The organism is Caulobacter sp. X, assembly GCF_002742635.1.
In the GTDB taxonomy this organism is placed as follows: Bacteria; Pseudomonadota; Alphaproteobacteria; order Caulobacterales; family Caulobacteraceae; genus Caulobacter.
In genome coordinates this window covers 651,073-673,272 of record NZ_PEGF01000001.1, presented here as the reverse complement: position 1 = coordinate 673,272, position 22,200 = coordinate 651,073, and the positions used below count along the sequence as shown (strand labels likewise).

Genomic DNA, 22,200 nt, shown 5'->3' with positions numbered 1-22,200 from the left:
CGCCATGAGCGAGCATCGAGACGACGCCTCGCGTCGCGCGTTCCTGCGCGCGGCCCTGGGCTTGACCGCCACCGCCGAGCTGTGGCCAGGCGCTCTCGCGCGGGCCATGGAGACGCCGGCGTCCTACCGAACGGGCACGATCAAGGATGTCGAGCACGTGGTGATCTTCATGCAGGAGAACCGCTCGTTCGACCACTATTTCGGGACCCTGTCCGGCGTCCGCGGCTTCGCCGACTCTCGTCCGTGGACCCTGCCGAACGGTGATCCTGTGTGGCGTCAGCCCGACGGCAAGGGCGGAACGGTCGCGCCGTTCCGCTTCGACGCCGAAGGCACCAACTTCCCGATCATGAAGAGCCTTCATCACGACTGGGCGACCGGTCACGCCGCTTGGAACGAGGGCCGCTACGACAACTGGATTCCGTCCAAGGGTCCCCTGACCATGGGCTATCTGGCGCGCGAGGACATTCCGTACCATTTCGCCCTAGCTGACGCCTTTACCGTCTGCGACGCCTATTTTTCCTCGGTGCAGGGACCGACCTGTCCCAACCGCCTCTATCTGATGACCGGCTGCGTCGATCACCATGCGAAGGGCGGCGGCCCGGTGATCGCGAACATCGACATCACTCAGAAGCCCGACGGCGTCGTGTTCGGCCGCCACTGGAAGACCTATGCCGAGCGCTTGCAGGCGGCCGGCGTATCCTGGCGCCTCTATCGGCAGGGGACGGACCTAGCCAGCGATGACGACAGCGACGGCGGCATGAACACCTTGATGGCGTTCGAAAGCTTCCACACGGCCAAGCCCGGCGATCCGCTCTACCATGCCGGGGTCGAACCTCGGCGTCTCGAACAGCTAAAGGCCGACGTGCTGGCCAACCAGCTGCCTCAGGTCTCGTGGATCACCCCGCCACGGATTTTCTGCGAGCACCCGAACTGGCCGCCCGCCTATGGGGTGGAATACCTGGCGCGGATCCTTGACGCCCTGACCGCCAACCCCGAGGTGTGGAGCAAGACCGTATTCCTCGTCATGTACGATGAGAACGACGGCTTCTTCGACCACGTCGTTCCGCCGGTGCCGCCTCTAAGTCGGGAGGACGGGCTAAGCACCGTGCCGACCGCCGACGAGCGACATCCCGCAACGGGCCAACCGTACGGCCTAGGCATGCGAGTGCCGATGCTGGTCATCTCGCCCTGGAGCCGCGGCGGCTGGGTTTGTTCGGAGGTGTTCGATCATACGTCGGTGATCCGCTTCCTCGAGACGCGGTTTGGCGTGCGCGAGCCAAACATCACCGCCTGGCGGCGCATGATTTGCGGCGACCTGACCTCCGCCTTCGACTTCAAGACGCCCAACCGCGAGCCGCCGCGCCAGCTCGCCAGCCTCAGCGCCGACCAACCTTTGCCAAACCAAGCGGCCTTCAACGCCTACAAAGCAGTCGTGGCTAGGCGTCCCAAGCCCGTCGCGCCGACGAGTCCGCCGCTTCCGAAGAGTGAGCCAGGGCAGCGCCCCTGGCGGCCGCTACCCTACGATCTGGCGGTCGATCTGCGCCGCCAGGGCGATCAGGTGGAACTGGTGTTCCGCAACGCGGGCGCGGCGGGAGCCAGCTTCCTGGTGTCGGATCGTCTGGACGCCGACGTCAGGCCTCGCCGTTACGCTGTGGGCGCTCGCCGAGCGCTATCGGATGTCTGGCCGACCGACCAAGGCCGCTACGCCTTGATCGTCGATGGCCCGGCGGGATTGCACCGGGCGTTCGAGGGCGAAGCGTCATCCGACCTCGAAACCCGGCTACGTACGACGAAGGACCACGGTTTACGGCTGCGGCTCAAGAATAGAGGCCCGCATCGGTTGGAGCTTATGGTTGAGGATCGTAGGGACGGCGCGCATCAAGCGGTGCGATTGTCACCAGGGCAGGCTCAAACCTTGGACTTCGATGTGGCCAAGAGCGCGCACTGGTTCGACTTGGAGATCCGCGGCGATGGACTGCGGCATCGTCTGGCGGGCCATATCGAGACCGGCCAGGCCAGTCTCAGCGAGCCGGGCGACCCTGCAATTGTATCATCACGATCGTGACGAGTGTCGTTGATGTCTTCTAAAAAGGCCGACAGCGAAAGACATCAAGAGCTGCGGATCGGCGGGGGATAGAGACTGCATAGCGCCCAAGCGCCCCTGGAACACTGGCCGCATCATTGGCCCAAAGCCGCCGTTCAAGCCCAGGCACATCTGGGGGATCCGACAGTAGCTCAAGGCGAACGGGCGAGTCCACCACCTCGCTATGTGCAATTGCGCCATAGACGCGGCGCCAGAGTAAGGCGCATCTCCACCGAACGTCGCGCGCCTGGCGCCGTGCCAACGGCAGCTACTGGCGCTTCTCTGGCTTTGCGAAGGTCCGCTCCTGGGCCGCGCTCGGGGGCCTCGCTAGATGCAAAAGAGCGGCGGATGGCTAGAGCCATCCGCCAGGCGCGAGGTAGGGAGGTTAGAACGACTTCTTGACGCCGATCTCGAAGGTGCGGCCCAACGGATTGCCGGTCCAAGGATCGTAGCCGAACTCCTCCTGAGCGGGTGGCGGGTCCTTATCGAAGATGTTGGCGGCGGTCAGGGTCAGCGCCATATCGTCGCCTAGCGTCAGGCGATAGGTGAAGTCGGTCGTCACCCAATCCTTGCCGTTCTCGCCATACTGGACGCCCGCCCGCTCGTCCTGGACCGCCGAGACGAAGTTGACGCCGAGCCGGAAGTTCTGGCGACCGAGGCCATAGTTGACCCCCAGGTTGGCGCGCCACTTCGGCGCGGCCTGGGCGAAGGTGGCGAAGTTCAAGGTCCCCAGGCGATCATCACCCGTCGAGATCGTGACCCCGTCGAGGGTGGTCGGCCCCGTCCGCAGCGCCGTGACCCGGGTGGCGGTGATATCGATGTCGAGATCGCCATCGCCGAGGGGAAGGCCATATTTAGCCTGGATGTCGAAGCCCTTGGTGGTCTGCCCTGGCCCGTTGCCATAGCGGGTGGAGACGGCCGAGAAGCTGCCGACGCCGCTCATGCCGACGGCGCACCCGTTGTTGAAGCTGATGCGGGCCAGCAGCGGCTGTTTGGCGACATCGCACGTGGTGATGGTTCCGCCCGCGCCGTTGAAGACCAGGCTGGCGATCTGGTTGGGATCGGCGACCTGGCCGATCTGGTCCTTGGTGCGGATGTCGAAATAGTCGACGATCAGTCGGAAGTCATGACCGTCGGCCAGGCCGCGGCTCTGCCAGATCGCGCCGATGTTGCCGCTCTTGGCGGTCTCCGGCTTGAGATTGGCGTCGGTGATGAACTGCGCCGCCAGCCAGTTGCTGGCCGCCACCGTGTAGGTGCGCGCGGCCACCGTGATGGCGCCCGGCGTCACGCCCAGGGGCGGCGTCTGGTAGTTGGTGCCGTACGAGGCGCGCACGGTCAGCGGACCCCAGACGTTCCACTTGCCCGAGACCTTGTAGACCGTCGCGCCCAGGTCGTTGGAGAAGCGCTCGCGCCGGGCCGCCAACTGGATGTCGACGTTCGAGAACAGCGGAACCTGCAGCTCGCCGAACAGCGAATACTGGCTCTGCTCGGCCTGGCTGGGCAGGGTCGGGGCGAAAAGCACGAACGGCCCCGGCGCGTCCGGCGTGCAGCCGCGGAAGTTCGGGTCCGTCGTTGGCAGCGGGGTGGGGCTCAGGTTGCCGGAGCCCGCGCCGTTGGCGCTGGTGGTGTTGCTGGGCCACTCGCATTGGATCGAGCCGTTGTTGAACGGACTCGGCACGTTCACGCGGCTGGCCAGGGAGCGATACTGAGCCCCGAGCGCCCAGCCGATGTCGCCGCCGGGAAGCTGGATTCCGGACCGGCCGTTGAACACGAGATCGGCCGTGAAGTTGTGGCTGAGGGTCTCGACCGCGCGCGGGTCGAACATCCACAGCGCCAGATCCTCGGGGTTCTCCTTGCCGGCGACGTAGTTGGGATTGGCCAGGCCTCGGACCGGTTGGCCCTTGAAGGAACTTGAGAAGGGGTTCCAGTACTGGCAGCCGTTCTTGCCGGCGGCCGCCGCGTTTTGCGTGCCGAAGCGGCTGGGATCCAGGTCCGTGGCGTGGCAATTGGGGCCGCCGAAGCCGTTCAGCGCTTCCTGCAGGCGATAGCCGATGGTGTCGGCGTGGGTATTGTAGTTGTAGGCGTCGTTGTAGGTCAGGGCGAAGTCGTATCCGACCTGCTTGGCGAATGGCGCCAGGTCCCCGAGTTCGCCGGTCAGGCCCGCCGAGACGCGCCAGACCTTGTTGTCGATCCGGTCGGCCACGCCAAAGCCGTCGCCGCCCGAGTAGTACGGATTGCCGCCGTGGCCGAATAGCCGGTAGGTCACCGGCGTGAAGCCCTGAGCGCCGACGATGCCGTTCTTGGCGGCGAACTCGGCGGCGAAGGGATTGGTGATCGGCACATAAAACTGATTGACCGCGCCGGTGGCCAGAGCCGGGCCGCGGGACACGGGCTGGGCGGGCGAGCCCATCACCTGCGGCAGGGTCACCCGACCGTACGAGGCGTCCATGTGGAACTTCATCGTGTCGGTGATCTGCGCCTTCAGCTGGGCGTAGAGCCGATAGGTGTCCTGGTTTTCCACCAGCCGGTAGTAGGGGATGTAGTTGTAGGCGCAGGTGTAGGCGTTGTCGTAGCGGCCGCCCACGGCGGCGCAGCTGGCCGGCGTGAAGTCCGAGACGATGCCGCCGATGGCCGGCCCCCATTCGCCGACGTCCGTGACGCTGGGCGTGGCGGGCAGGGCGCCGCGCGGAATCCAGCCAGTCAGGTTGGTCAGGGTCGACCATGGCGCGGGATTGTAGCCGGTCACCGGGTTGAGCGAGGCCTTGGTGAAGTCGCGCTCCATCGTGTTGAGACGCGAGCGGTGCTCGTACTCGGCCGAGACCAGAAGGTTGACCCGGTCCTCGCCGATCCCGCCCATCACGCCGACCGAATAATCGCCCTTCGATCCCTTGATGTGCTTATACTGACCTTGGGCCTCCAGGCCGACGAATTTGTCGCGGGTGATGAAGTTGACGACGCCGCCCGTCGCGTCCGCGCCATAGATCACCGCCGCGCCGTCCTTCAGCACTTCGGTGCGCGCCAGGGCGATGGACGGGACGTTGGCGGTGTTCTGGTTCATGCGCCGCCCGTTCAGCAGGACTAGCGTCTTGTCGGCCCCGAGGCCGCGCAGATTGTAGTTCACCGAACCGACCAGGGCCGGGCCGCCGAAATAGTAGGACTCGCCGGTCGTCGGGCCCGAAATGGTCAGGCTCTTGGCGAATTCCAGAGCGCTGGGCGAGCCCTGCTTCTCAAGGTCCGCCTGCGAATAGACCTCGACGGGAAGAGCGGCGTCCAGCGCCGAGCCGCGGATGTTCGACCCGGTGACGACGATTTCCTCGACCTGTGTGGACGGTTCAGGCGCGGTCGGCGTCTGGCTCCAGGCCGACGATCCCAGGCCGGCGACTCCCATCAGCAGCGCGACGCCCGACGCGCTCATAAGCCCGATCTTCATGATGCGATCCCTCCCGTGGAATGAGTCTCTAACGCTCATTCTCACAAGAGTGAGTGTTGTGGTATCGACGTCGCTACGTCAATGACCATTGTTCGGTCATGAGGTCGTAGCCGCTCCATGGCGGCTGTGACGCGGACGATTGACAGGCGCGCGCCGGGCCCTACTACCCAGCGTACGGAGCGACGAGGAGGATGGCTTGGCGGGAGAGAGCAAGGCGAGGCGGACCAAGGCCGAGCAGCGCGCCCAGAGCCTGGAGCAGATCCTGGACGCGGCCGAATACCTATTCTCGCAGAATGGCCTTTACGGCGTGACCCTGCGCGATGTCGCCCAGAGGGTCGGCATCCACACGACGCTGCTAAACTACTACTTCAAGGACAAGACCAACCTGTTCGAGGCGGTGTTCGCCCGCCGCGCCGGGGTGACCTCCGGCCGCCGGATGATCGCCTTGGAGCAGTACGAGCAGGCGGCCGGCGACAAGCCGACGGTCGAGGGCGCGCTGCATGCCTTCCTCGATACCGACCTTGATCTCTATTACGAGGGCGGCGAGCATTGGATGAACTACGCTGCGTTCTGCGCCCGGGTCAGCAATACGCCCGAGGGTGCGGCGCTGATGGACGAGCACTTCGACCCGGTGGTCCTGAAGCTAGTCGGCATTCTCAAGCGCGCCCTGCCGGACTACGCCGACGAGGAAATCTTCTGGGGCTATCACTTCGTGTCGGGCGCGCTGATGAACACCCTGGCGCGGACCGGCCGGATCGATCGCCTGTCGGGCGGCCTCTGCCACTCCGACGACTTCCCGGCGGTCAAGAAGCGGATCGCCCGCTTCATGGCGGCGGGCTTCATCGCGCTGAAGGGGTGAGGCGTCAGGCGCTCTGGAGCGCCTCCGCCCTGCGGAAGATCCTCGCCAGCCAGAGGAAAAGGCCGATCGCCACGACGTAGATCGGGACCAGCGTGAAGAGCGCCATCTGCAGCGAGTTGTGCGGGTGGCTGGCCCGGAAGAAGTCGCTGGCCGCGCCGACATAGGTTGGCCCGAGGCCCAGGCCGATGAAGTTCATCACCAGCAGCAGCAGCGCTCCGGACATTACGCGCTGCTCGGGACGCACCTCTTCCTGAACCAGCGCCACCGCTGACGACAGGTAGAAGTAGTTGAGGAAGGTGGGGCCGATCAGGAAGGCCAGCGCCAACGGCCAGGTCGGCGCCCAGACGAAGCCGATATAGAACGGGATCGCCAGCGTCAGGGAGATCACCGGCGCCATGGCGTAGACCAGCTTGGACTTGCGCGTGAAGTGGTCGATCACCCGGCCCGAGACGTAGATGCCCGCGCTCATGCCGACACCGACGACCAACGCGTACCAGACGGCCACCTCGCTGAGCGTCATGCCCTTCTCGCGCATCAGGAACAGCGTCGTGAAGTTCCCCAGGCCATAGGTCACGAACTGGGTCGCGCCGCTGCCCAGGGCCGCCAACATCAGGGTTGGGCGCGAGAAGAACATCCGCAAGGTCGGCCAGAAGGCGGCCTTTTCCGGCTTGGCTTCGACGCCGTCCAGCGCGCCGCGACGGGGTTCCTTGACGATCAAGGGCAGGACGGCCGCGGCGATCAGGCCGATAAGGCCGAGGACGATGAAGGCATAGCGCCAGTTGAACGCCGCCGCGATTGCGCCGCCAAAGGCGATGCCCAGCGCCGCGCCCACGGGCGGCCCCAGATTGTAGATTCCCAGCGCCGTGCCGCGGCGGCCCGGCGGGAAGTAATCGGTGATGATCGCGTAGGACGGCGGCACGCCGCCCGCCTCGCCGAAGCCGACCGTCATGCGGGCGAAGGCGAACTCTCCATAGCTGCGCGAGAGTCCGCAGGCCACGGTCGCCGCGCTCCAGATCCCGCAGGCCAAGCTGAGCACCGCGACGCGGTTGGTGCGATCGGCCAGCCAGCCGACCGGGATGGCGATGAAGCAGTAAAACATCGCGAAGTAGAGGCCCCCGATCAGGCCAAGCTGCCCGTCGGTGATGTGGAGGGTGTCCTGAATCGGCTTGGCCAGGATCGACATCAGCTGACGGTCCAGGAAGTTCAGAACGTAGACAAACCACAGCATGGCCAGAACCATCCAGGCTCCGCGGTCCGGCGCGGGGAGGGGACGGTCTGAGCGCGCGGCCGCGGCCGCGTCGCTGGTGCGCGCGAGATCGTTCAAGGTTTCCTCCCGGACGCCCGTTCCCGGGCTTGGCTTGCCTTGAGGATGACGTCAATCCTGCTCGCTCGTCAATATTCACACTCGTGAGAGTGAGTGTTGACAGCTGGGCGGTTCGTCGCCACCGTGCTGCCGCGACGTCGACGGCGGAACGATCGACGCGCCTGGGGAGTGAACGTCATGAAGGCAGGGCTGTTGGCGTCGGCTTGCGCCGCCGCGCTCGTCGCGTTTTCGACAACGCCGGCGCTGGCTCAGTCAGCCGGCGCGGGAGAGCAGGGGAGGGGCGACCGCAAGGACGCCGAACTGGTGGGAGAAGTCGTCGTCACCGCCACCCGTCGTCCGGAGAAGCTCCAGGACGTGCCGCTCAGCGTCACCGCCTTCGACCAGAAGGAGCTGACCGCCAAAGGCATCGTCGGCTACGAGGGCTTGGCCAGGCAGACGCCGGGCGTGGTGTTGAACCGCGCCACCGCGAATTTCAACAACTTCACCGCCCGCGGCGTCGCCACCAACGGCTATGGCGCCAATCTGCAGAGCACGGTCGCGGTCTATATCGACGAGCTGCCGATCTCGACCATCGGCAACACCACCGTGCTGGACCCCAACCTGTTCGATGTCGAACGGGTCGAGTTCCTTCGGGGCCCCCAAGGCACGCTGTTCGGTTCTGGTTCGCTGTCGGGCGCGCTGCGCATCCTGACCAAGGCGCCGAACCTCTCCAGCCGCGAGGGCGCTGCCCTGGTCGACTATGGTCTGACCGGCTCCGACTCCCTGCGCCAGCGCTACAACGGCATGCTCAACATGCCCCTCATCGAGGACAAGCTGGCCCTGCGCGTCGTCGGCTTTTACCGGCACGAGGAAGGCTATCTCGATAACGTCGGCACCAAGGTCCACAACTCAAACACCCTGGTGGATTGGGGCGGCCGCGCGAACCTACTGTGGAAGCCGAACGAGCGCCTGTCGGTGAAGGCGCTGTTCTCGTACGAGGACAGCAATCCCAAAGACTCGTCGATGATTAGCCCAGCCCTGGGCCGCGAGAAGCGGATCTCCGACCGTCCCGACCAATTCGTCGGCAAGCTGCGGACCCACAACGTCACGATCGATTATCAATTCGATGGCGCGCGGCTGACCAGCTCGTCAACCTATTCCAAGTTCGACCAGAAATTTTTCGTCGACCTGGCCGGCACGTTCGGCGGCGCGATCGCCTTCGCCCTGGACGCGGGCGGCTTCCAGAAGACCTTCGTCGAAGAGGCGCGCCTGGCGTCCGACCCGGGCGGCAAGATCGACTGGGTGGTCGGCGGCTTCTATCTCGATCGCCGCCTGGACGTGGACTACTTCTACCGCTCCAACCCGGCCTTCCTGGCCGCGCGGGGCATCACCGGCCTGCCGGACGAATATTACCAGCGGCAGTACACCCACTTCCTGTCGCACGAGAAGGCGGCGTTCGGGCAGCTGACCTACCGCTTCACCGACAAGGTCTGGGCCACGGGCGGCATCCGCTACGGCAAGGTCGACTCCCAGGGCTTCACCGAGGCGGGCGGCTACAACAGCAGCTATCTGACCAACGCCCTGCTGGGTATCCGCGGGCCGCTGACGCTGGTCCCCTATCCGGCCGCGACCGGGGTCAAGGCCACGGGCAGCAAGCCCTCTTTCAAGGTCAGCCTGTCGTATAAGCCGTCATCGACCCTGACGACCTACGCCACGGTCTCGACCGGCTTCCGGACGCCGGTGGTCAACGCCTTCGCGGGTCGACCTAGCCTGGTCAATCCCAGCGATCTGATCATCCCGACCGGGGCCTCGTCGGATGACCTCGTCAACTACGAGGCCGGGGCCAAGGGGCGCTTCCTGAACGGTCGGCTGGCGGCGAACCTGGCCGTCTATCTGATCGACTGGAGCAACATCCAGGTCCAGGCCAACCGCGTCTCCGACAGCGTCCAGTTCGCCACCAACATCGGCGCGGCGCGCAGCAAGGGGATCGAGTTCGAGCTCCTCGCCTATCCGAGCAAGGGCCTGACCGTTGGCCTGAACGGTTCTCTGAACGACGCCAAGGTCACCGAACTAACCCCGGCCGAGGCGGCGATCTCGGGCGCGGTGGTCGGCGCGAGACTGGCCTCGCCGAAGGTCCAGGGGGCGCTGTTCGTAAACTATGGTTGGGACCTGACGCCCAGCGCCAAGGCCAATCTGTCAGTCGTGCTGCAGCATGTGGGCTCATACCCGGGGTCGTTCCCACACGTGCCCGGCCAACCGTCCGTCACCAGCCCGACCTACGGGTTCACGGACTCGTACCAGAACGTCAACGCCACCTTCGCCGTCGCCATGGGCCAAACCACCGTCGGGGCCTATGTCGAGAACCTCTTCGACGATCACTCGATCACCTACGTCCATCCCGAGGCGTTCCTCGCCAGCCGCTTCGCCACCATGCGACCGCGTACGGCCGGCGTACGCCTTGGCTATGCGTTCTAGGAGGCGGCGATGAGCAAGCGCGCCTTGGGCTCCGTCTTCGCCCTGGCCCTCTCGGCCCTGGCGGGGGCGCCGGCCGTCGTTCGGGCCGACCAGCCCGTCGTCCGCGCGCCGGCCGGCGCTGTTCGCGGCGTCGAGACGGACGGTCTGCGGGTGTTCAAGGGCGTTCCCTATGCGGCGGCGCCCGTGGGGCCCATGCGGTGGAGGCCGCCGGCCGAAGCTCCGGCCTGGAATGGCGTGCGCGACGCCGTCGATTTCGGTCCCGCCTGCTGGCAGCCCAAGCCGCGCGCCGGCAGCATCTACGCCTCGCCGCTAAAGGTGTTCAGCGAGGACTGCCTGTCGCTGAACATCTGGGCGCCGGACAACGCCAAGACCGCGCCGGTGCTGGTCTGGATCCACGGGGGCTCGCTGATCGGCGGCTCCAGCAGCGAAAGCCTTTACGATGGCGCGGTCCTGGCCAGGCGGGGCGTTCTGGTCGTGTCGATCAACTATCGCCTAGGCGTGCTGGGCTATCTGGCCCACCCCGAACTCAGCGCGGAATCTCCCGACCACGTTTCCGGCAACTACGGTCTTCTCGACCAGATCGCGGCGCTCAAATGGGTCCAGCGCAACATCGCCGCCTTCGGGGGCGATCCGGCCAATGTCACGATCGTGGGAGAGTCCGCCGGCGGGCTCAGCGTCATGTACCTGATGGCCTCGCCGCTGGCGCGCGGGCTGTTCCACAAGGCGATCGCCCAGAGCGCCTACATGATCTCGACGCCGCCGTTGCGCGAGCCCAAGCACGGCCACGTCCCGGCGGAGGCCGTGGGCGCGGCGACCGCGGCGAAGCTTGGCGCCAGGAGCCTCGCGGATCTGCGCGCCATGGACGCCGAGACGATCACCACCTCGGCCCTGGTGGCCGGCTTCCAGACGTTCGGCGCGGTCGACGGCAAGGTCCTGCCCAAGCAACTCGTCGACACATTCGACGCCGGAGAGCAGGCGCGCGTGCCGATCCTGGCGGGCTTCAACAGCGGCGAGATCCGCTCGTTGCGGATCCTGGCCCCGCCGCCGCCGGCCGACGCCGCGACATACGAAAAGGAAATCCGAGCCCGCTACGGCGACCTGGCCGACGATTTCCTCAAGCTCTATCCGTCCGACAACGTGCCCGAAAGCGTGCTGCTGGCGCCGCGTGACGCCCTCTACGGCTGGACGGCCGAGCGACTGGTCGCCAAGCAGACGGCCGCCGGCGCGCCCGGGTACCTTTACTATTTCGACCACGGCTATCCGGCCGCCGACGCCGCCGGCTTGCATGGCTTTCACGCCTCCGAGCTCCCCTATGTCTTCGGCACGGCGGCGAGCACGCCGCCGGCTTGGCCGAAGATCCCGGATACGCCCGGCGAAGCCAGGCTCTCGACGGCGATGATCGGCTACTGGACCGCCTTCGCCAGAAGCGGCGTCCCGGCCGCCGCCGGCGCGCCGACATGGAGACCCTATGGCGCCGAACGCGCCTACATGGCCTTCGCCGACGAGCCTCGCGCCGGGGAGCGCCTTCGACCGGGGATGTACGCCCTGAACGAAGCCGTGGTCTGCCGCCGTCGGGCCCAGGGCGACATCCCGTGGTTCGTGAATGTCGGCGTCATCTCGCCCCCGCTGCCCCCTGGAGTTCCTCAGTGCCGATAATCGACGGCGAGATGCAGGCCTTTTCCCTGACGCTCGACAAGTTCCTGGACCACGCCGCCAAGTGGACGCCGACCGCGCAGGTGGCCACCGCGCACGAGGACGGACGGATCGATCGCGCGGGCTATGCCGATCTTCAGGATCGCGCGCGGCGGGTCTCGGCGGTGCTCGAGGCGCTTGGCGTGCGCGCCGGCGACCGGGTCGCGACCTTGGCCTGGAACAGCCAAGCCCATGTGGAAGTCTGGTTTGCGATCATGGGCATGGGCGCGGTCTGCCACACCCTGAACCCGCGCCTGACCGCCGAGCAGTTGGCGGCGATGGTCGTCCAATCAGAGGCGAGAATTCTGATCGCCTCGGCTGACCTCGCCGGCCTGGCTCGGGAGATCAAGGGCTTCGCACCGCACCTGAAGCGCTTGCTGATCATCGACGGCGAGGCGGAGGGCGATGAAGCGCTGGCGCCGATGATCGAGGCCGAACCCCGTCGCGCGGTCTGGGGTGGGTTCGAGGAGACCGCGCCCTGCGGCCTCTGCTTCACGTCGGGAACGACCGGGGCGCCGAAGGGCGTGACCTACACCCATCGCTCCAGCTACCTGCACACCCTGAGGATCCTTCAGGTCGACGGCATGGCGATCTCGGGTGCGGACGCGGTGCTGGCGGTGGTGCCGATGTTCCACGCCAATGCCTGGGGCCTGCCCTTCGCCGCCCCGGCCGTCGGCGCCAAGCTCGTTTTGCCCGGTCGCAACACCGATGGCGCGAGCCTGGCGCGGCTTATCGCGGCCGAGGGCGTCACGATCGCCGTGGGCGTCCCCACGGTCTGGTCCGGCTTGATGGATCATCTGGACGCCACCGGCCAGGCCCTGCCGTCGCTGAAACGGATCATCGTCGGCGGCGCGCCGATGCCGCCCGCGCTGATGGCGCGGCTCGAGCAACGGCTGGGCGTGCGCGTGCAGACCAGCTGGGGCATGACCGAGCTTTCGCCTTGCGGCGTCCTGGCTCCGTTATCGGCGCCGGGCGACGCCGCGGTGGCGGGGCGTCCCGCGGTTGGGGTGGACCTGCTGCTCACCGACGCCGACGGCGTGGCCCTGCCCAAGCAGCGTGGCGTCGAGGGCCATCTTCGGGTGCGCGGCGCCTCGGTCGTCGCGCGCTATTTCGGGCAGCAGGCGCCCGCGACCGACGCGCAGGGGTGGTTCGCCACGGGCGATCTGGCGCGCATCGACGTCGACGGCGCTCTGATGATCACGGGCCGATCCAAGGACCTGATCAAGTCCGGCGGCGAGTGGATCAATCCGGCCGAGATCGAAGCCCTGATCTGCGCTCTGCCGGAGGTCTCCCAAGCGGCGGTGATCGGCAGGCCCCATCCCAAATGGGGCGAGCGGCCGATCCTGCTGGTCGAGGCGCCGAGCGAGATCAGCGACGAGAGGCTGTTGGACGCCTTGCGAGGGCGGGTGGCCAGCTGGTGGCTTCCCGACGCCGTCTACCGGCTGCCGCGCATGCCTCTGGCCGCGACCGGCAAGATCGACAAGCTCCGGCTCAGATCCGAGTACGGCGCCGGCTGAGGGCGAGCTGGAGCAGGCGCGCGGGAAGCTCTCCGACGGAACGCTCCCTGACGAGCCCGTGAACAAAGGGGCGAGCCTCGGCTCGCGAACCAAAGGAGTTATCGATGTTGCTTGACGGACGGATCGCGATCGTCACGGGAGCGGGCGGCGGCCTTGGTCGCGCCCACGCGCTGTATCTGGCCAGACAGGGCGCCAAGGTGGTTGTCAACGATCTCGCGCCAGAGGCCGCCGAACGGGTCGCGGCCGAGATCACGGCGCGGGGAGGCGCGGCGATCGGCGTCGCCGCCTCGGTCACCGACGAGGCGGCGGTTGCGGCCATGGTCGAGCGGGTCGTCGCGCTCTGGGGACGCATCGACATCCTCGTCAGCAACGCCGGCATCCTGCGGGACAAGAGCTTCGCCAAGATGAGCCTCGATGACTTTCGACTCGTGGTGGACGTTCACCTGATGGGCGCGGCCATCTGCGCCAAGGCGGTCTGGGAGATCATGCGCCAGCAGGGCTATGGGCGCATCGTGATGACCACGTCGTCCTCGGGTCTCTACGGCAATTTCGGACAGGCCAACTACGGCGCGGCGAAGATGGCGCTGGTCGGGCTGATGCAGACGCTGGCGATCGAGGGCGAGAAATACGGCGTACGGGTCAACTGCCTGGCGCCGACGGCCGCGACGGGCATGACCGAGGGGGTTCTGTCGCCCGAGACCCTGAAGCGCCTGGACCCCGCCTTCGTCAGCCCGGGGCTGCTGGCGCTCGTCGCCGACGATGCGCCGACCCGCACGATCCTGTGCGCGGGCGCCGGGCACTTCGCGACCGCCAACATCACCCTGACCGAGGGAAACTATATCGGCGGCGGCCATGACGCCGGCGAGCAGCTGATCCGACATTGGGAAGAGGTGGCGGACCGCGCCGGCGAGATCGTGCCAGCCTACGGCTTCTTCCAGTCCGAGCGCGAGATCGCCAGCGCCGAACAGCACGCGGATCGCGCCACGGAGCGCGCGTGATGCGTGGGGCCGTGATCGTCTCCACCGCGCGCACGCCGATCGGTCGGGCTTATCGCGGGAGCTTCAATGACACGCCGCCGACCGTCTTGGCCGCCCACGCCATCAGCCACGCCGTCGCCCGCGCCGGGATCGCGGTCGACGAAATCGACGACTGTGTTCTTGGGTGCTCGCTGCCGCAGGGCTATCAGGCGACCATCGGCCGGATGGCGGCCTTGCGCGCGGGCCTTCCGGTCGAAGTCCCCGGCATGACCCTGGACCGTCAATGCTCCTCGGGCCTGATGACCATCGCCACGGCCGCCAAGCAGATCATCGTCGACCGCATGGACGTGATCGTCGCGGGCGGGGTGGAGTCGATCTCGCTGGTCCAGACACCGGAGATGCGCGTCGATCAGGATCCGGGCCTCGTGGCGATGCACGCGGACGCCTACATGCCGATGCTGGAGACAGCCGAGACCGTCGCCGCGCGCTACGGCGTGACCCGCGAGGCTTGCGACCTCTATGCCTTGTCCTCGCAGTTCCGCGCGACGGCGGCGCAGAGCGCGGGGCGCTTCGACGCCGAGCTCGTCCCGATGACAGCGATCATGAAGGTTACGGACAAGGCGACCGGCGAGGTCAGCGCGCGGGAAGTCACGCTCGACCGCGATGAAGGCGTCCGTCCCGACACCACGTTCGAAGGCCTGTCCGCCCTGAAGGCGGTGCGCCCCGGGGGGGGCGTCACCGCCGGCAACGCCAGCCAGCTCTCGGACGGCGCGTCCGCTTGCGTCGTCATGGAGGCGGGCCTCGCCGAGAAGCGCGGCCTCGAGCCGCTTGGCCGGTATGTCGGCATGGCCGTCGCCGGAACCAAGCCTGATGAGATGGGGATCGGCCCGGTCTTCGCGATCCCCAAGCTGCTGGAGCGCTTCGAGCTCTCGATCGACGACATCGGCCTCTGGGAGTTGAACGAGGCCTTCGCCTGTCAGGTTCTCTACTGTCGTGACAGGCTTGGCCTTCCGGACGAACTGCTGAACGTCAATGGCGGCGCCATTGCCATGGGCCACCCTTATGGCATGTCCGGTTCCCGCATGGTGGGGCACGCCTTGATCGAGGGAAAGCGTCGCGGCGCCAAGCACGTCTTGGTCACGATGTGTGCCGGCGGGGGCATGGGGGCGGCCGGTCTCTTTGAGGTGCTGTGAAGTCGGCGACGGCCTCGCGCGGCAAGTCCGTCGCGCTGGCTCGTGATCTTTGGGGAAATCCGCTTTCAGCAACCTGTAGCGACCTTCGGGCGGCTCACCCGGTGCTAGCCGAAGGTGATGGGTTTGGCCGCCGACCCGGCGCTCCGGGTTTAATAAAGCGCAACCTCAGGGTCGGCGGCTCGGTAGCTAGGGAGTCAAGCTGACGCCTCGGAGGCGGCCTGGCTTTGAGCGCCGCGATCGGGCGCGTTCTTGATCCTGAACCACATCGCATAGAGCGCTGGCAGGAAGACCAGGGTGAGGATCGTGCCGCCGATCGTGCCCCCGATCAGGGTGTAGGCCATCGAGGACCAGAACACCGACAAGGTCAGCGGAATGAAGGCGAACACGGCGGCCAGGGCGGTGAGGATCACTGGCCGGGCGCGCTGGACGGTGGCCTCGACGACGGCGTGGAATGGGTCCAGTCCTTCGGCCTGATTGATCTGGATCTGACCAATCAGGATCAGGCTGTTGCGCATGATGATGCCGGCGAGCGCAATGAGGCCCAGGATGGCGTTAAACCCGAACGGCTGATGGAAGATCAGCAAGGTCGGGGCGACCCCCACCAGGGCCAGCGGCGCGGTTAGCAGCACCATCCACATCGCCGACAGGGATCTGACCTGGAAGATGATCACGACCATCATCAGGATGAACATCAACGGGAAGACCACGGCCAGGGCCTTGTTGGCCTTCCCGGCCTCCTCGATCGAACCGCCCATCTCGATCCGGTAGCCGGCCGGCAGAGCCTTGATGATCGGCTGCAGCGACTTCTGGACCTTGATCGACACGTCCGGCGGCTGCAGGCGCTCGTCGATGTCCCCGCGCACGGTAATGGTCGTCATCCGATCGCGGCGACGCAGGATCGGTTCCTCCATGCGGATCTCGGCCTTGCCGATCTGGTCGAGCGGAATGCGTTCGCCCGCCGCGCCGACCAGGGTGAAAGCGCCCAGCCTGGACGGGTCAAGCCGATCCTGGTCGCGCGTGCGCGCCACCACCTCCACCGACCGTATATCCTCGCGCACCTGGGTCACGGGAACGCCGGTCAGCAGGAACTGCAGCTGCTGCGAGGCGTCGGCGGAGCTCAGGCCAAGGGCGCGCAGCCGGTCCTGATCGAGCACGAAGTGGACGGTCGGCGTGCGCTCGCCCCAGTCGGTGTTGACCTGCCGCATGGCCGGGTCGCGCAGCATCACGCCCTTCACCTGTTCGGCGATGTCGCGCACGCGGCCGGCGTCCGGCCCCATGACTCGGAAGGCGACGGGGAAAGGCGAGGGCGGGCCAAACACGATCTGGGTCGCTCGAATCTTGGCGCCCGGAACCGAGCCCTCCGCCGCGAACTGGCGCAGGCGCTTCTTGAGGGCGTCGCGGGCCTTCTCGTTGGGCGTCAGCACCACGATCTTGGCGAAGGACGGGTCGGGCAGCTCGGGCGAGATGGCCAAGAAGAAGCGCGGCGCGCCCTGGCCGATATAGCTGGTGTAGATCTTGGCTTCCGGCTGCTTGGCAAGCCACGCCTCGACCTTGGCCACGGCCTGGCTGGTCGAGCCGATGCTCTGACCCTCCGGCATCTGCACCTCGATCAGAACCTCGGGGCGATCCGACAGCGGGAAGAACTGCTGCTTGACCCCGCCCATCATCAGCACGGCCACGATCATGGCCACGCCGACGCCGGCGGCGACCTTGAAGCGGTTCTCGACCGTCCAGGTGACCATGGCGCGGAGCTTGCGATAGCGCGGGGTGTCATAGATCGCCGCGTGTCCGCCCTCGATCGGCTTGATCTTGGGAATCATCAGGACGCCGAGATACGGCGTGAAGATCACCGCCACGAACCAGGATGTGATCAGGGCGAAGGCGACCACCCAGAAGATGTTGCCGGCGTACTCGCCCGCCGTGGACTTGGCGAAGCCCACCGGCATCAGGCCGATGATCGTCACCAGGGTGCCCGCGAGCATGGGCGCGGCGGTATGACCCCAGGCATAGGTGGCGGCCGAGATCCGGTCCTTGCCTTCCTCCATCTTCACCACGATCGTCTCGATGATGATGATGGCGTCGTCGACCAGTAGGCCCAGCGACAGGATCAGCGCGCCCAGGGTGATGCGGTCGAAGTCGCGGCCGGTGACCAGCATGATCACGAACACGCCCGCCAGGGTCAGCGGCACGGCCATGGCCACGACCACGCCCACGCGGAAACCCAGGCTGATCAGGCTGACCACGATGACCACGGCCAGGGCCACGAAGAACTTCAGCATGAACTCGCCGTAGGCTTCGTGGATGTTCACCGCCTGGTCGGTGATCTTGGTAAAGCTCATGCCAAGCGGCATCTCGCCCTGGATGGCCTTGGCTTCCTTCTCGAGGTTCTTGCCCAGGTCCAGGCCGTTGTACCGGTCCTTCATCACCACGCCGAGCACGATGGCCGGTTCGCCGCCGTTGCGGATCAGGAAGGTCGCTGGGTCCTCGTAGCCGCGCTTGACGTCGGCGATATCACCGAGCTTGAGCGTGCGGCCGCCGACCACGATCGGCGTCTCCTTGATGGCCTCCAGGCTGTCGATCGCGCCATCGAGGCGGATCTGCACCTGCGGGCCCTGCGTCTCGATCGCGCCCGCGGGGGTGACCAGGTTGCGATCGTTCAGGGCGGCGAAGAGGTCGCGAGGGCTGACGCCCAAGGTCGCCAGCCGCGCCTGGCTAAACTCGACGAAGATCTTTTGCGGCTGTTCGCCGACGATCTGGACCTTCTTGACGCCGGGCACATGCAGAAGGCGCTGGCGCAGGGTCTCGGCTTGACGGACCAGCAGGCGCTGAGGTTCGCCCTTGGCCTTCAGCGCATAGAGCGCGAACGTTACGTCGCCGTACTCATCGTTGACGAACGGCCCCAGCACCCCGCGCGGCAGGTTGGGCGCTTCGTCGGCCATCTTCTTGCGGGTCTGGTAGAACTGCTCCTGCAGTTCCTTGGCCGGGATCTGGTCCTTCAGCGTCAGGGTGGTGAAGGCCAGGCCCGGGCGCGTGAAGGTCTCGGAGCGATCGTACCACTTCAGCTCCTGCATGCGCTTTTCCAGCGGCTCGGCGACCTGATCCTGCATCTCCTGAGCCGTGGCGCCGGGCCAGGCGGTGACGATGGTCATCACCTTGATCGAGAAACTGGGATCCTCGGCCCGACCGAGCTTCATAAAAGCGAAGGCGCCCGCGAAGGTCATGGCGATGATCAAGAAGAGTGTGATCGACCGCTCGCGGACCGCCAGGGCGGAGAGATTGAAGGTCATTGCGCCGCTCCGGTCTGGATGCGCACGCGCTGGCCCTGGTGCAGCAGATGGGCGCCGAGCGCCACGAATTGCTCGCCGCCGCGTAGGCCCTCGGTGATGGTCACGGTCTCGGCGCTGACGCCGGTCACGCGCACGGGTCGCCACTCGACGGTCGAAGCGCCAGGTTTGATCACCCACACGCCAGCGCCTTTGCCGGTGTCGTAGAGCGCGCCGATCGGAGCCTCGACGCCGCTGGTCGCGGCCCCGGGCTGGGTGGTCAGCGCCACGATCATGGTCGAGCCCAGCGGCGCCTGAGCCGCCGCGCCGCTCAGGACGTACTTGGCCTCGAACGTGCGCGTGCGCGGGTCAGCCGCATCGGAGAGTTGGCGAAGCCGCGCCTGGCCGACAGCGTCCCCATCAAAGCCAAAGGCCCGCGCCTGCGAGCCGACCGCGGGGCGGACCGTCTCGGGGAGGCTGATGGTGGCCTCTCGGGGGCCGGCGTGGGCCAGGCGAACGACGGTCTGGCCGGCGGCCACGACTTGGCCGGGCTCGGCCAGAGTCTCGACCACCACGCCGTCGGCGTCGGCGGTCAGGACGGCGTAGCCGGCGGCATTGCGGGTCACGCGCGCCTGAGCTTCGGCGGCGTCGAGCTGAGCCTTGGCGGCGTCGGCCGCGGCCTTGGCCTGGTCATAGGCGATAGCGGAGACCGCCCCCGCCGCGACGAGGCCTCGCAGACGGCGCTCATCGGACGCCGTCTGCAGGGCGCGCGCCCGGGCGGCTTCGACCTGCTGGTTCTGGGCCGATACGGCCAAGGCATAGTCGGTGGCGTCGATCCGCATCAGCGGCTGGCCGCGCCGAACCGTCTGGCCGGCGTCGACCAGACGCTCCACCACCTTGCCGCCGACCCGAAAGCCCAGGTCGCTTTGCACGCGAGCCGTGACGACCCCGCTGAACCGCCGCTCGCCGCTCGCCGCCAGCCCTGCCGTGGCAACGCGGACAATGGGGGGCGTGGTGCGCGGGTCGTCCGCGCCGGCTTTACCGCCACAGGCGGCCAGGGGCGCCAGACCGCCCACGAGCAGGGCTATGGCGAGGGTTCGAGACGACATGGCTTAAGGGTCCTGCCTGAACGGAAGGCGCTTAAGCTGATGCCTTGTGACCAATATGTCAACTGGTCACAACCTCGAGGTCGTTAGGTCGCGGCGGCGAGACTACGGCGCGAGGCTGCGCAGCACGAGGTTGATCACCTTGGCCGGATCCTCGGGCAGACCCTCTAGGTTATGCTTGAGCATCAAGGGGTTCATGAAGCTCTGCATGGCCAGCAGGATCGCCTCGCAGGTCTCGTCGATCGGCGTCTTGCGCTCGAACTCGCCGGCTTCCCGCCCAGAAAGGATGATCGCCTTCAGCGTCTCCTCGGCGCCTTCCACATAGGCGATCACCGAGGGCCAGTGCTCTTCGGCCGCGTGGGCGGCGATGTCGTAGAGCATCTTGTCCTCGAAGAAAAGCTCAGCGCTCGCGGCAATCACCCCGTTGAAAAATCTACGTAACTTGTCCGAGGCCGATTTTCCTTCGGCGACGCCGGCCTGACCGCGCGCGAGGACCTGCTCCAGGGTTTGAGCGCAGATCGCCTGGCCGATCGCCTGCTTGGAATCGAAGAACTTGTAAATGTAGGCCTTGGAGAAGCCGATCGCCTTGGCCAGGTCCGCGACCGTGGTCTTGCCGTAGCCAAAGCGACTGAAATGCGCCCACGCGGCGTCGACGATCTGATCGCGCACGCCATGTTCGGTCGGGCCGCGCTGCCCAGCCATCGGAGAAGAAGAGTCGATCGTGCTCATGCGGGGGACGCTAGCACCAGTCATCGAGATTGACAAACGAGTGACGATATTGGCATATGGTCACTCGTCCTATTTGAGCTTAGCGGGAGTCCCATGCGCTCTGTCCGTCTTCCCGCCTTGCTGGCCGCTGGCGTCACGGCCCTGTCGGGCTGCGCCATCGGTCCCGACTATGTCGCGCCGCCCGCGCCCAAGGCGAGCGCCTTCATGGGGCAGCCGGCGGTCGCCGCGCGGGTGGCCGCTCCAGCGCCGGCGGACGCCTGGTGGCGGGGCTTTAATGATCCGGTTCTCGACCGGTTGGTTGACCGAGCCCTGGCCCAGAACCTGGACCTGGCCCAGGCGACCGCTCGCGTGACGCAGGCGCGGGCCGGACTTGGCGCGGCCACGGCGGCGCTCTTGCCGTCGGCGTCGATCCAGGGGCAGGCCGCCACGGCTCACGCCTCCACCCAGACGCCCACGGGTCGCCTGCTGGCCGCCACGCCCGGCTTTGACCGTGATGGATCCTCGTATGAGGGCAATCTGGTCGCGGGATGGGAGCTGGACGTCTTTGGCGGGACCCGCCGGGATCGCGAGGCGGCGCTCGCGCGGTACGACGCGGCCAAGGCCGGCGTGGCGGCCGCCCGGCTGGCCGTGGCCGCCCAGACGGCCGACACCTATATGCTGGTGCGAGGCCTCCAGGAGCGGCTGGCGATCGCGCGCCGCCAGGTCGAGACTCAGTCCAGGCTCGTCGATACGGTGCGCCTGCAGTATCAGAGCGGCGCCGCCGCGGACCTGCAGATGCAACAGGCGCAAGGCGCCTTGGCGCAGACACTCGCCAGCATTCCGGTGCTGGAGGCCGGTCTCGAGACGGCGCTGAACGCCATGGACGTGATCCAGGGCGCTCAGCCAGGAACCTATCGCGGGGAGCTGGCCGCCGCGTCCGCGATCCCCTCGGCGCCGGCTCTCGCGGACGCTGGCGGGCCCGCAGAGCTTCTGCGTCGCCGCCCTGATCTGGTCGTCGCCGAGCAGCGTCTGCGCGCGAGCAACGCCGAGGTCGGATCGGCGCTCTCCCAATACTTCCCCAAGCTCTCGCTGAGCGGACTTGTCGGGACCGCGACGACCTCCCGCGACACCCTGTTCGAGGGGGGCGCTGCCCAAGCCCAGGGCGTGTTGGGCTTGCGCTGGCGACTATTCGACTTCGGTCGGGTCGGCGCCGAGGTCAAGGCCGCGAAGGGGCGCAAGGCCGAAGCGTTGGCGAGCTATCAACAAGCCGTCCTGCGGGCCAGCGAGGACGTCGAGAACGCCTTCGTCAGCCTGGTCAAGCGCGAGGACCAGACGCGCGTCCTGTCCGATGGCGAGACGTCATTGGCGAAAGCTCGCGCCGCCTCGCAAGCCGCCTACGAGGCTGGCGCGGTCAGTCTGGTCGAGGTGCTCGACGCCGATGCGCGGCTGTTGGCCGTGCGCGACGCCCGCGCGCAAGCCAAAACCGAAGCCGCCCGCGCGGCGATCCGGTCGTTCCAGGCGCTCGGCGGAGGCTGGAGCGCGTCCTGACGGTCCGACACATGCATCTCCGCGATGCCGCCGAAGCCGGCGCCCG

Annotated in this window: 13 protein-coding genes and 1 pseudogene; 9 read left to right on the top strand and 5 right to left on the bottom strand. The window is 67.2% G+C overall.

The window, feature by feature from the left end; translation table 11 throughout:
- Positions 1 to 4: 4 nt before the first annotated feature.
- Both CSW60_RS02980 and CSW60_RS02975 read left to right on the top strand, forming a co-directional pair.
- Positions 5 to 2,065 (top strand): phosphocholine-specific phospholipase C, encoded by a 2,061-nt coding sequence (locus CSW60_RS02980; protein ID WP_099535843.1) that lies wholly within the window; start codon positions 5 to 7, stop codon positions 2,063 to 2,065.
- Positions 2,066 to 2,144: 79 nt separating this feature from the next.
- Positions 2,145 to 2,231 (top strand): annotated as a pseudogene (locus CSW60_RS02975) (integrase); the annotation flags it as partial.
- A gap of 237 nt (positions 2,232 to 2,468) precedes the next feature.
- Here CSW60_RS02975 and CSW60_RS02970 read toward each other — a convergent pair.
- Positions 2,469 to 5,513 (bottom strand): TonB-dependent receptor domain-containing protein, encoded by a 3,045-nt coding sequence (locus CSW60_RS02970; protein WP_099535842.1) that lies wholly within the window; start codon positions 5,511 to 5,513, stop codon positions 2,469 to 2,471.
- Positions 5,514 to 5,709: 196 nt separating this feature from the next.
- On the opposite strand from CSW60_RS02970, the gene CSW60_RS02965 reads away from it, so the two are divergent.
- On the top strand, positions 5,710 to 6,372 hold the full coding sequence (locus CSW60_RS02965; RefSeq protein ID WP_013079642.1) for a TetR/AcrR family transcriptional regulator: 663 nt from the start codon (positions 5,710 to 5,712) through the stop codon (positions 6,370 to 6,372).
- A 4-nt stretch (positions 6,373 to 6,376) separates the two neighbouring features.
- On the opposite strand, the gene CSW60_RS02960 is transcribed toward CSW60_RS02965, so the two are convergent.
- Positions 6,377 to 7,696, bottom strand: a complete 1,320-nt coding sequence (locus tag CSW60_RS02960) for an MFS transporter (RefSeq protein ID WP_099535841.1) — start codon at positions 7,694 to 7,696, stop codon at positions 6,377 to 6,379.
- 177 nt (positions 7,697 to 7,873) lie between these two features.
- Between CSW60_RS02960 and CSW60_RS02955 the strand changes: the two genes are divergently transcribed.
- From CSW60_RS02955 to CSW60_RS02935, 5 genes are all read left to right on the top strand, one after another.
- Positions 7,874 to 10,150, top strand: coding sequence for a TonB-dependent receptor (locus CSW60_RS02955; protein ID WP_099535840.1), 2,277 nt, complete (start codon positions 7,874 to 7,876; stop codon positions 10,148 to 10,150).
- A gap of 9 nt (positions 10,151 to 10,159) precedes the next feature.
- Positions 10,160 to 11,806 carry a carboxylesterase/lipase family protein gene (locus CSW60_RS02950; RefSeq protein ID WP_099535839.1) on the top strand — a complete coding sequence of 549 codons (1,647 nt, stop codon included), beginning with the start codon at positions 10,160 to 10,162 and terminating at the stop codon, positions 11,804 to 11,806.
- Positions 11,797 to 13,359 (top strand): AMP-binding protein, encoded by a 1,563-nt coding sequence (locus tag CSW60_RS02945; RefSeq protein WP_099535838.1) that lies wholly within the window; start codon positions 11,797 to 11,799, stop codon positions 13,357 to 13,359. Before CSW60_RS02950 ends, CSW60_RS02945 begins: the two co-directional genes overlap by 10 nt.
- A gap of 104 nt (positions 13,360 to 13,463) precedes the next feature.
- Positions 13,464 to 14,357, top strand: coding sequence for an SDR family NAD(P)-dependent oxidoreductase (locus CSW60_RS02940; protein WP_099535837.1), 894 nt, complete (start codon positions 13,464 to 13,466; stop codon positions 14,355 to 14,357).
- Positions 14,357 to 15,529: an acetyl-CoA C-acyltransferase gene (locus CSW60_RS02935; RefSeq protein ID WP_099535836.1), complete on the top strand. Its 1,173-nt coding sequence runs from the start codon at positions 14,357 to 14,359 to the stop codon at positions 15,527 to 15,529. Before CSW60_RS02940 ends, CSW60_RS02935 begins: the two co-directional genes overlap by 1 nt.
- Positions 15,530 to 15,723: 194 nt before the next feature.
- Here CSW60_RS02935 and CSW60_RS02930 read toward each other — a convergent pair whose 3' ends face one another.
- The 3 genes from CSW60_RS02930 to CSW60_RS02920 all read right to left on the bottom strand — a co-directional run bounded on the left by CSW60_RS02930 (position 15,724) and on the right by CSW60_RS02920 (position 20,627).
- Complete coding sequence (locus CSW60_RS02930; RefSeq protein ID WP_099535835.1) at positions 15,724 to 18,816, bottom strand: efflux RND transporter permease subunit; 3,093 nt, start codon at positions 18,814 to 18,816, stop codon at positions 15,724 to 15,726.
- Positions 18,813 to 19,901: an efflux RND transporter periplasmic adaptor subunit gene (locus CSW60_RS02925; protein ID WP_099535834.1), complete on the bottom strand. Its 1,089-nt coding sequence runs from the start codon at positions 19,899 to 19,901 to the stop codon at positions 18,813 to 18,815. Before CSW60_RS02925 ends, CSW60_RS02930 begins: the two co-directional genes overlap by 4 nt.
- A gap of 102 nt (positions 19,902 to 20,003) precedes the next feature.
- Positions 20,004 to 20,627 (bottom strand): TetR/AcrR family transcriptional regulator, encoded by a 624-nt coding sequence (locus CSW60_RS02920; protein ID WP_099535833.1) that lies wholly within the window; start codon positions 20,625 to 20,627, stop codon positions 20,004 to 20,006.
- A gap of 93 nt (positions 20,628 to 20,720) precedes the next feature.
- On the opposite strand from CSW60_RS02920, the gene CSW60_RS02915 reads away from it, so the two are divergent.
- On the top strand, positions 20,721 to 22,154 hold the full coding sequence (locus CSW60_RS02915) for an efflux transporter outer membrane subunit (RefSeq protein WP_099535832.1): 1,434 nt from the start codon (positions 20,721 to 20,723) through the stop codon (positions 22,152 to 22,154).
- Positions 22,155 to 22,200: the final 46 nt, after the last annotated feature.

Coding starts and splice junctions, on each gene's coding strand:
- CSW60_RS02980 (WP_099535843.1), top strand. CDS start 5: ATGAGCGAGCATCGAGACGACGCCTCGCGTCGCGCGTTCCTGCGCGCG.
- CSW60_RS02970 (WP_099535842.1), bottom strand. CDS start 5,513: ATGAAGATCGGGCTTATGAGCGCGTCGGGCGTCGCGCTGCTGATGGGA.
- CSW60_RS02955 (WP_099535840.1), top strand. CDS start 7,874: ATGAAGGCAGGGCTGTTGGCGTCGGCTTGCGCCGCCGCGCTCGTCGCG.
- CSW60_RS02950 (WP_099535839.1), top strand. CDS start 10,160: ATGAGCAAGCGCGCCTTGGGCTCCGTCTTCGCCCTGGCCCTCTCGGCC.
- CSW60_RS02940 (WP_099535837.1), top strand. CDS start 13,464: ATGTTGCTTGACGGACGGATCGCGATCGTCACGGGAGCGGGCGGCGGC.
- CSW60_RS02935 (WP_099535836.1), top strand. CDS start 14,357: ATGCGTGGGGCCGTGATCGTCTCCACCGCGCGCACGCCGATCGGTCGG.
- CSW60_RS02930 (WP_099535835.1), bottom strand. CDS start 18,816: ATGACCTTCAATCTCTCCGCCCTGGCGGTCCGCGAGCGGTCGATCACA.
- CSW60_RS02925 (WP_099535834.1), bottom strand. CDS start 19,901: ATGTCGTCTCGAACCCTCGCCATAGCCCTGCTCGTGGGCGGTCTGGCG.
- CSW60_RS02920 (WP_099535833.1), bottom strand. CDS start 20,627: ATGAGCACGATCGACTCTTCTTCTCCGATGGCTGGGCAGCGCGGCCCG.
- CSW60_RS02915 (WP_099535832.1), top strand. CDS start 20,721: ATGCGCTCTGTCCGTCTTCCCGCCTTGCTGGCCGCTGGCGTCACGGCC.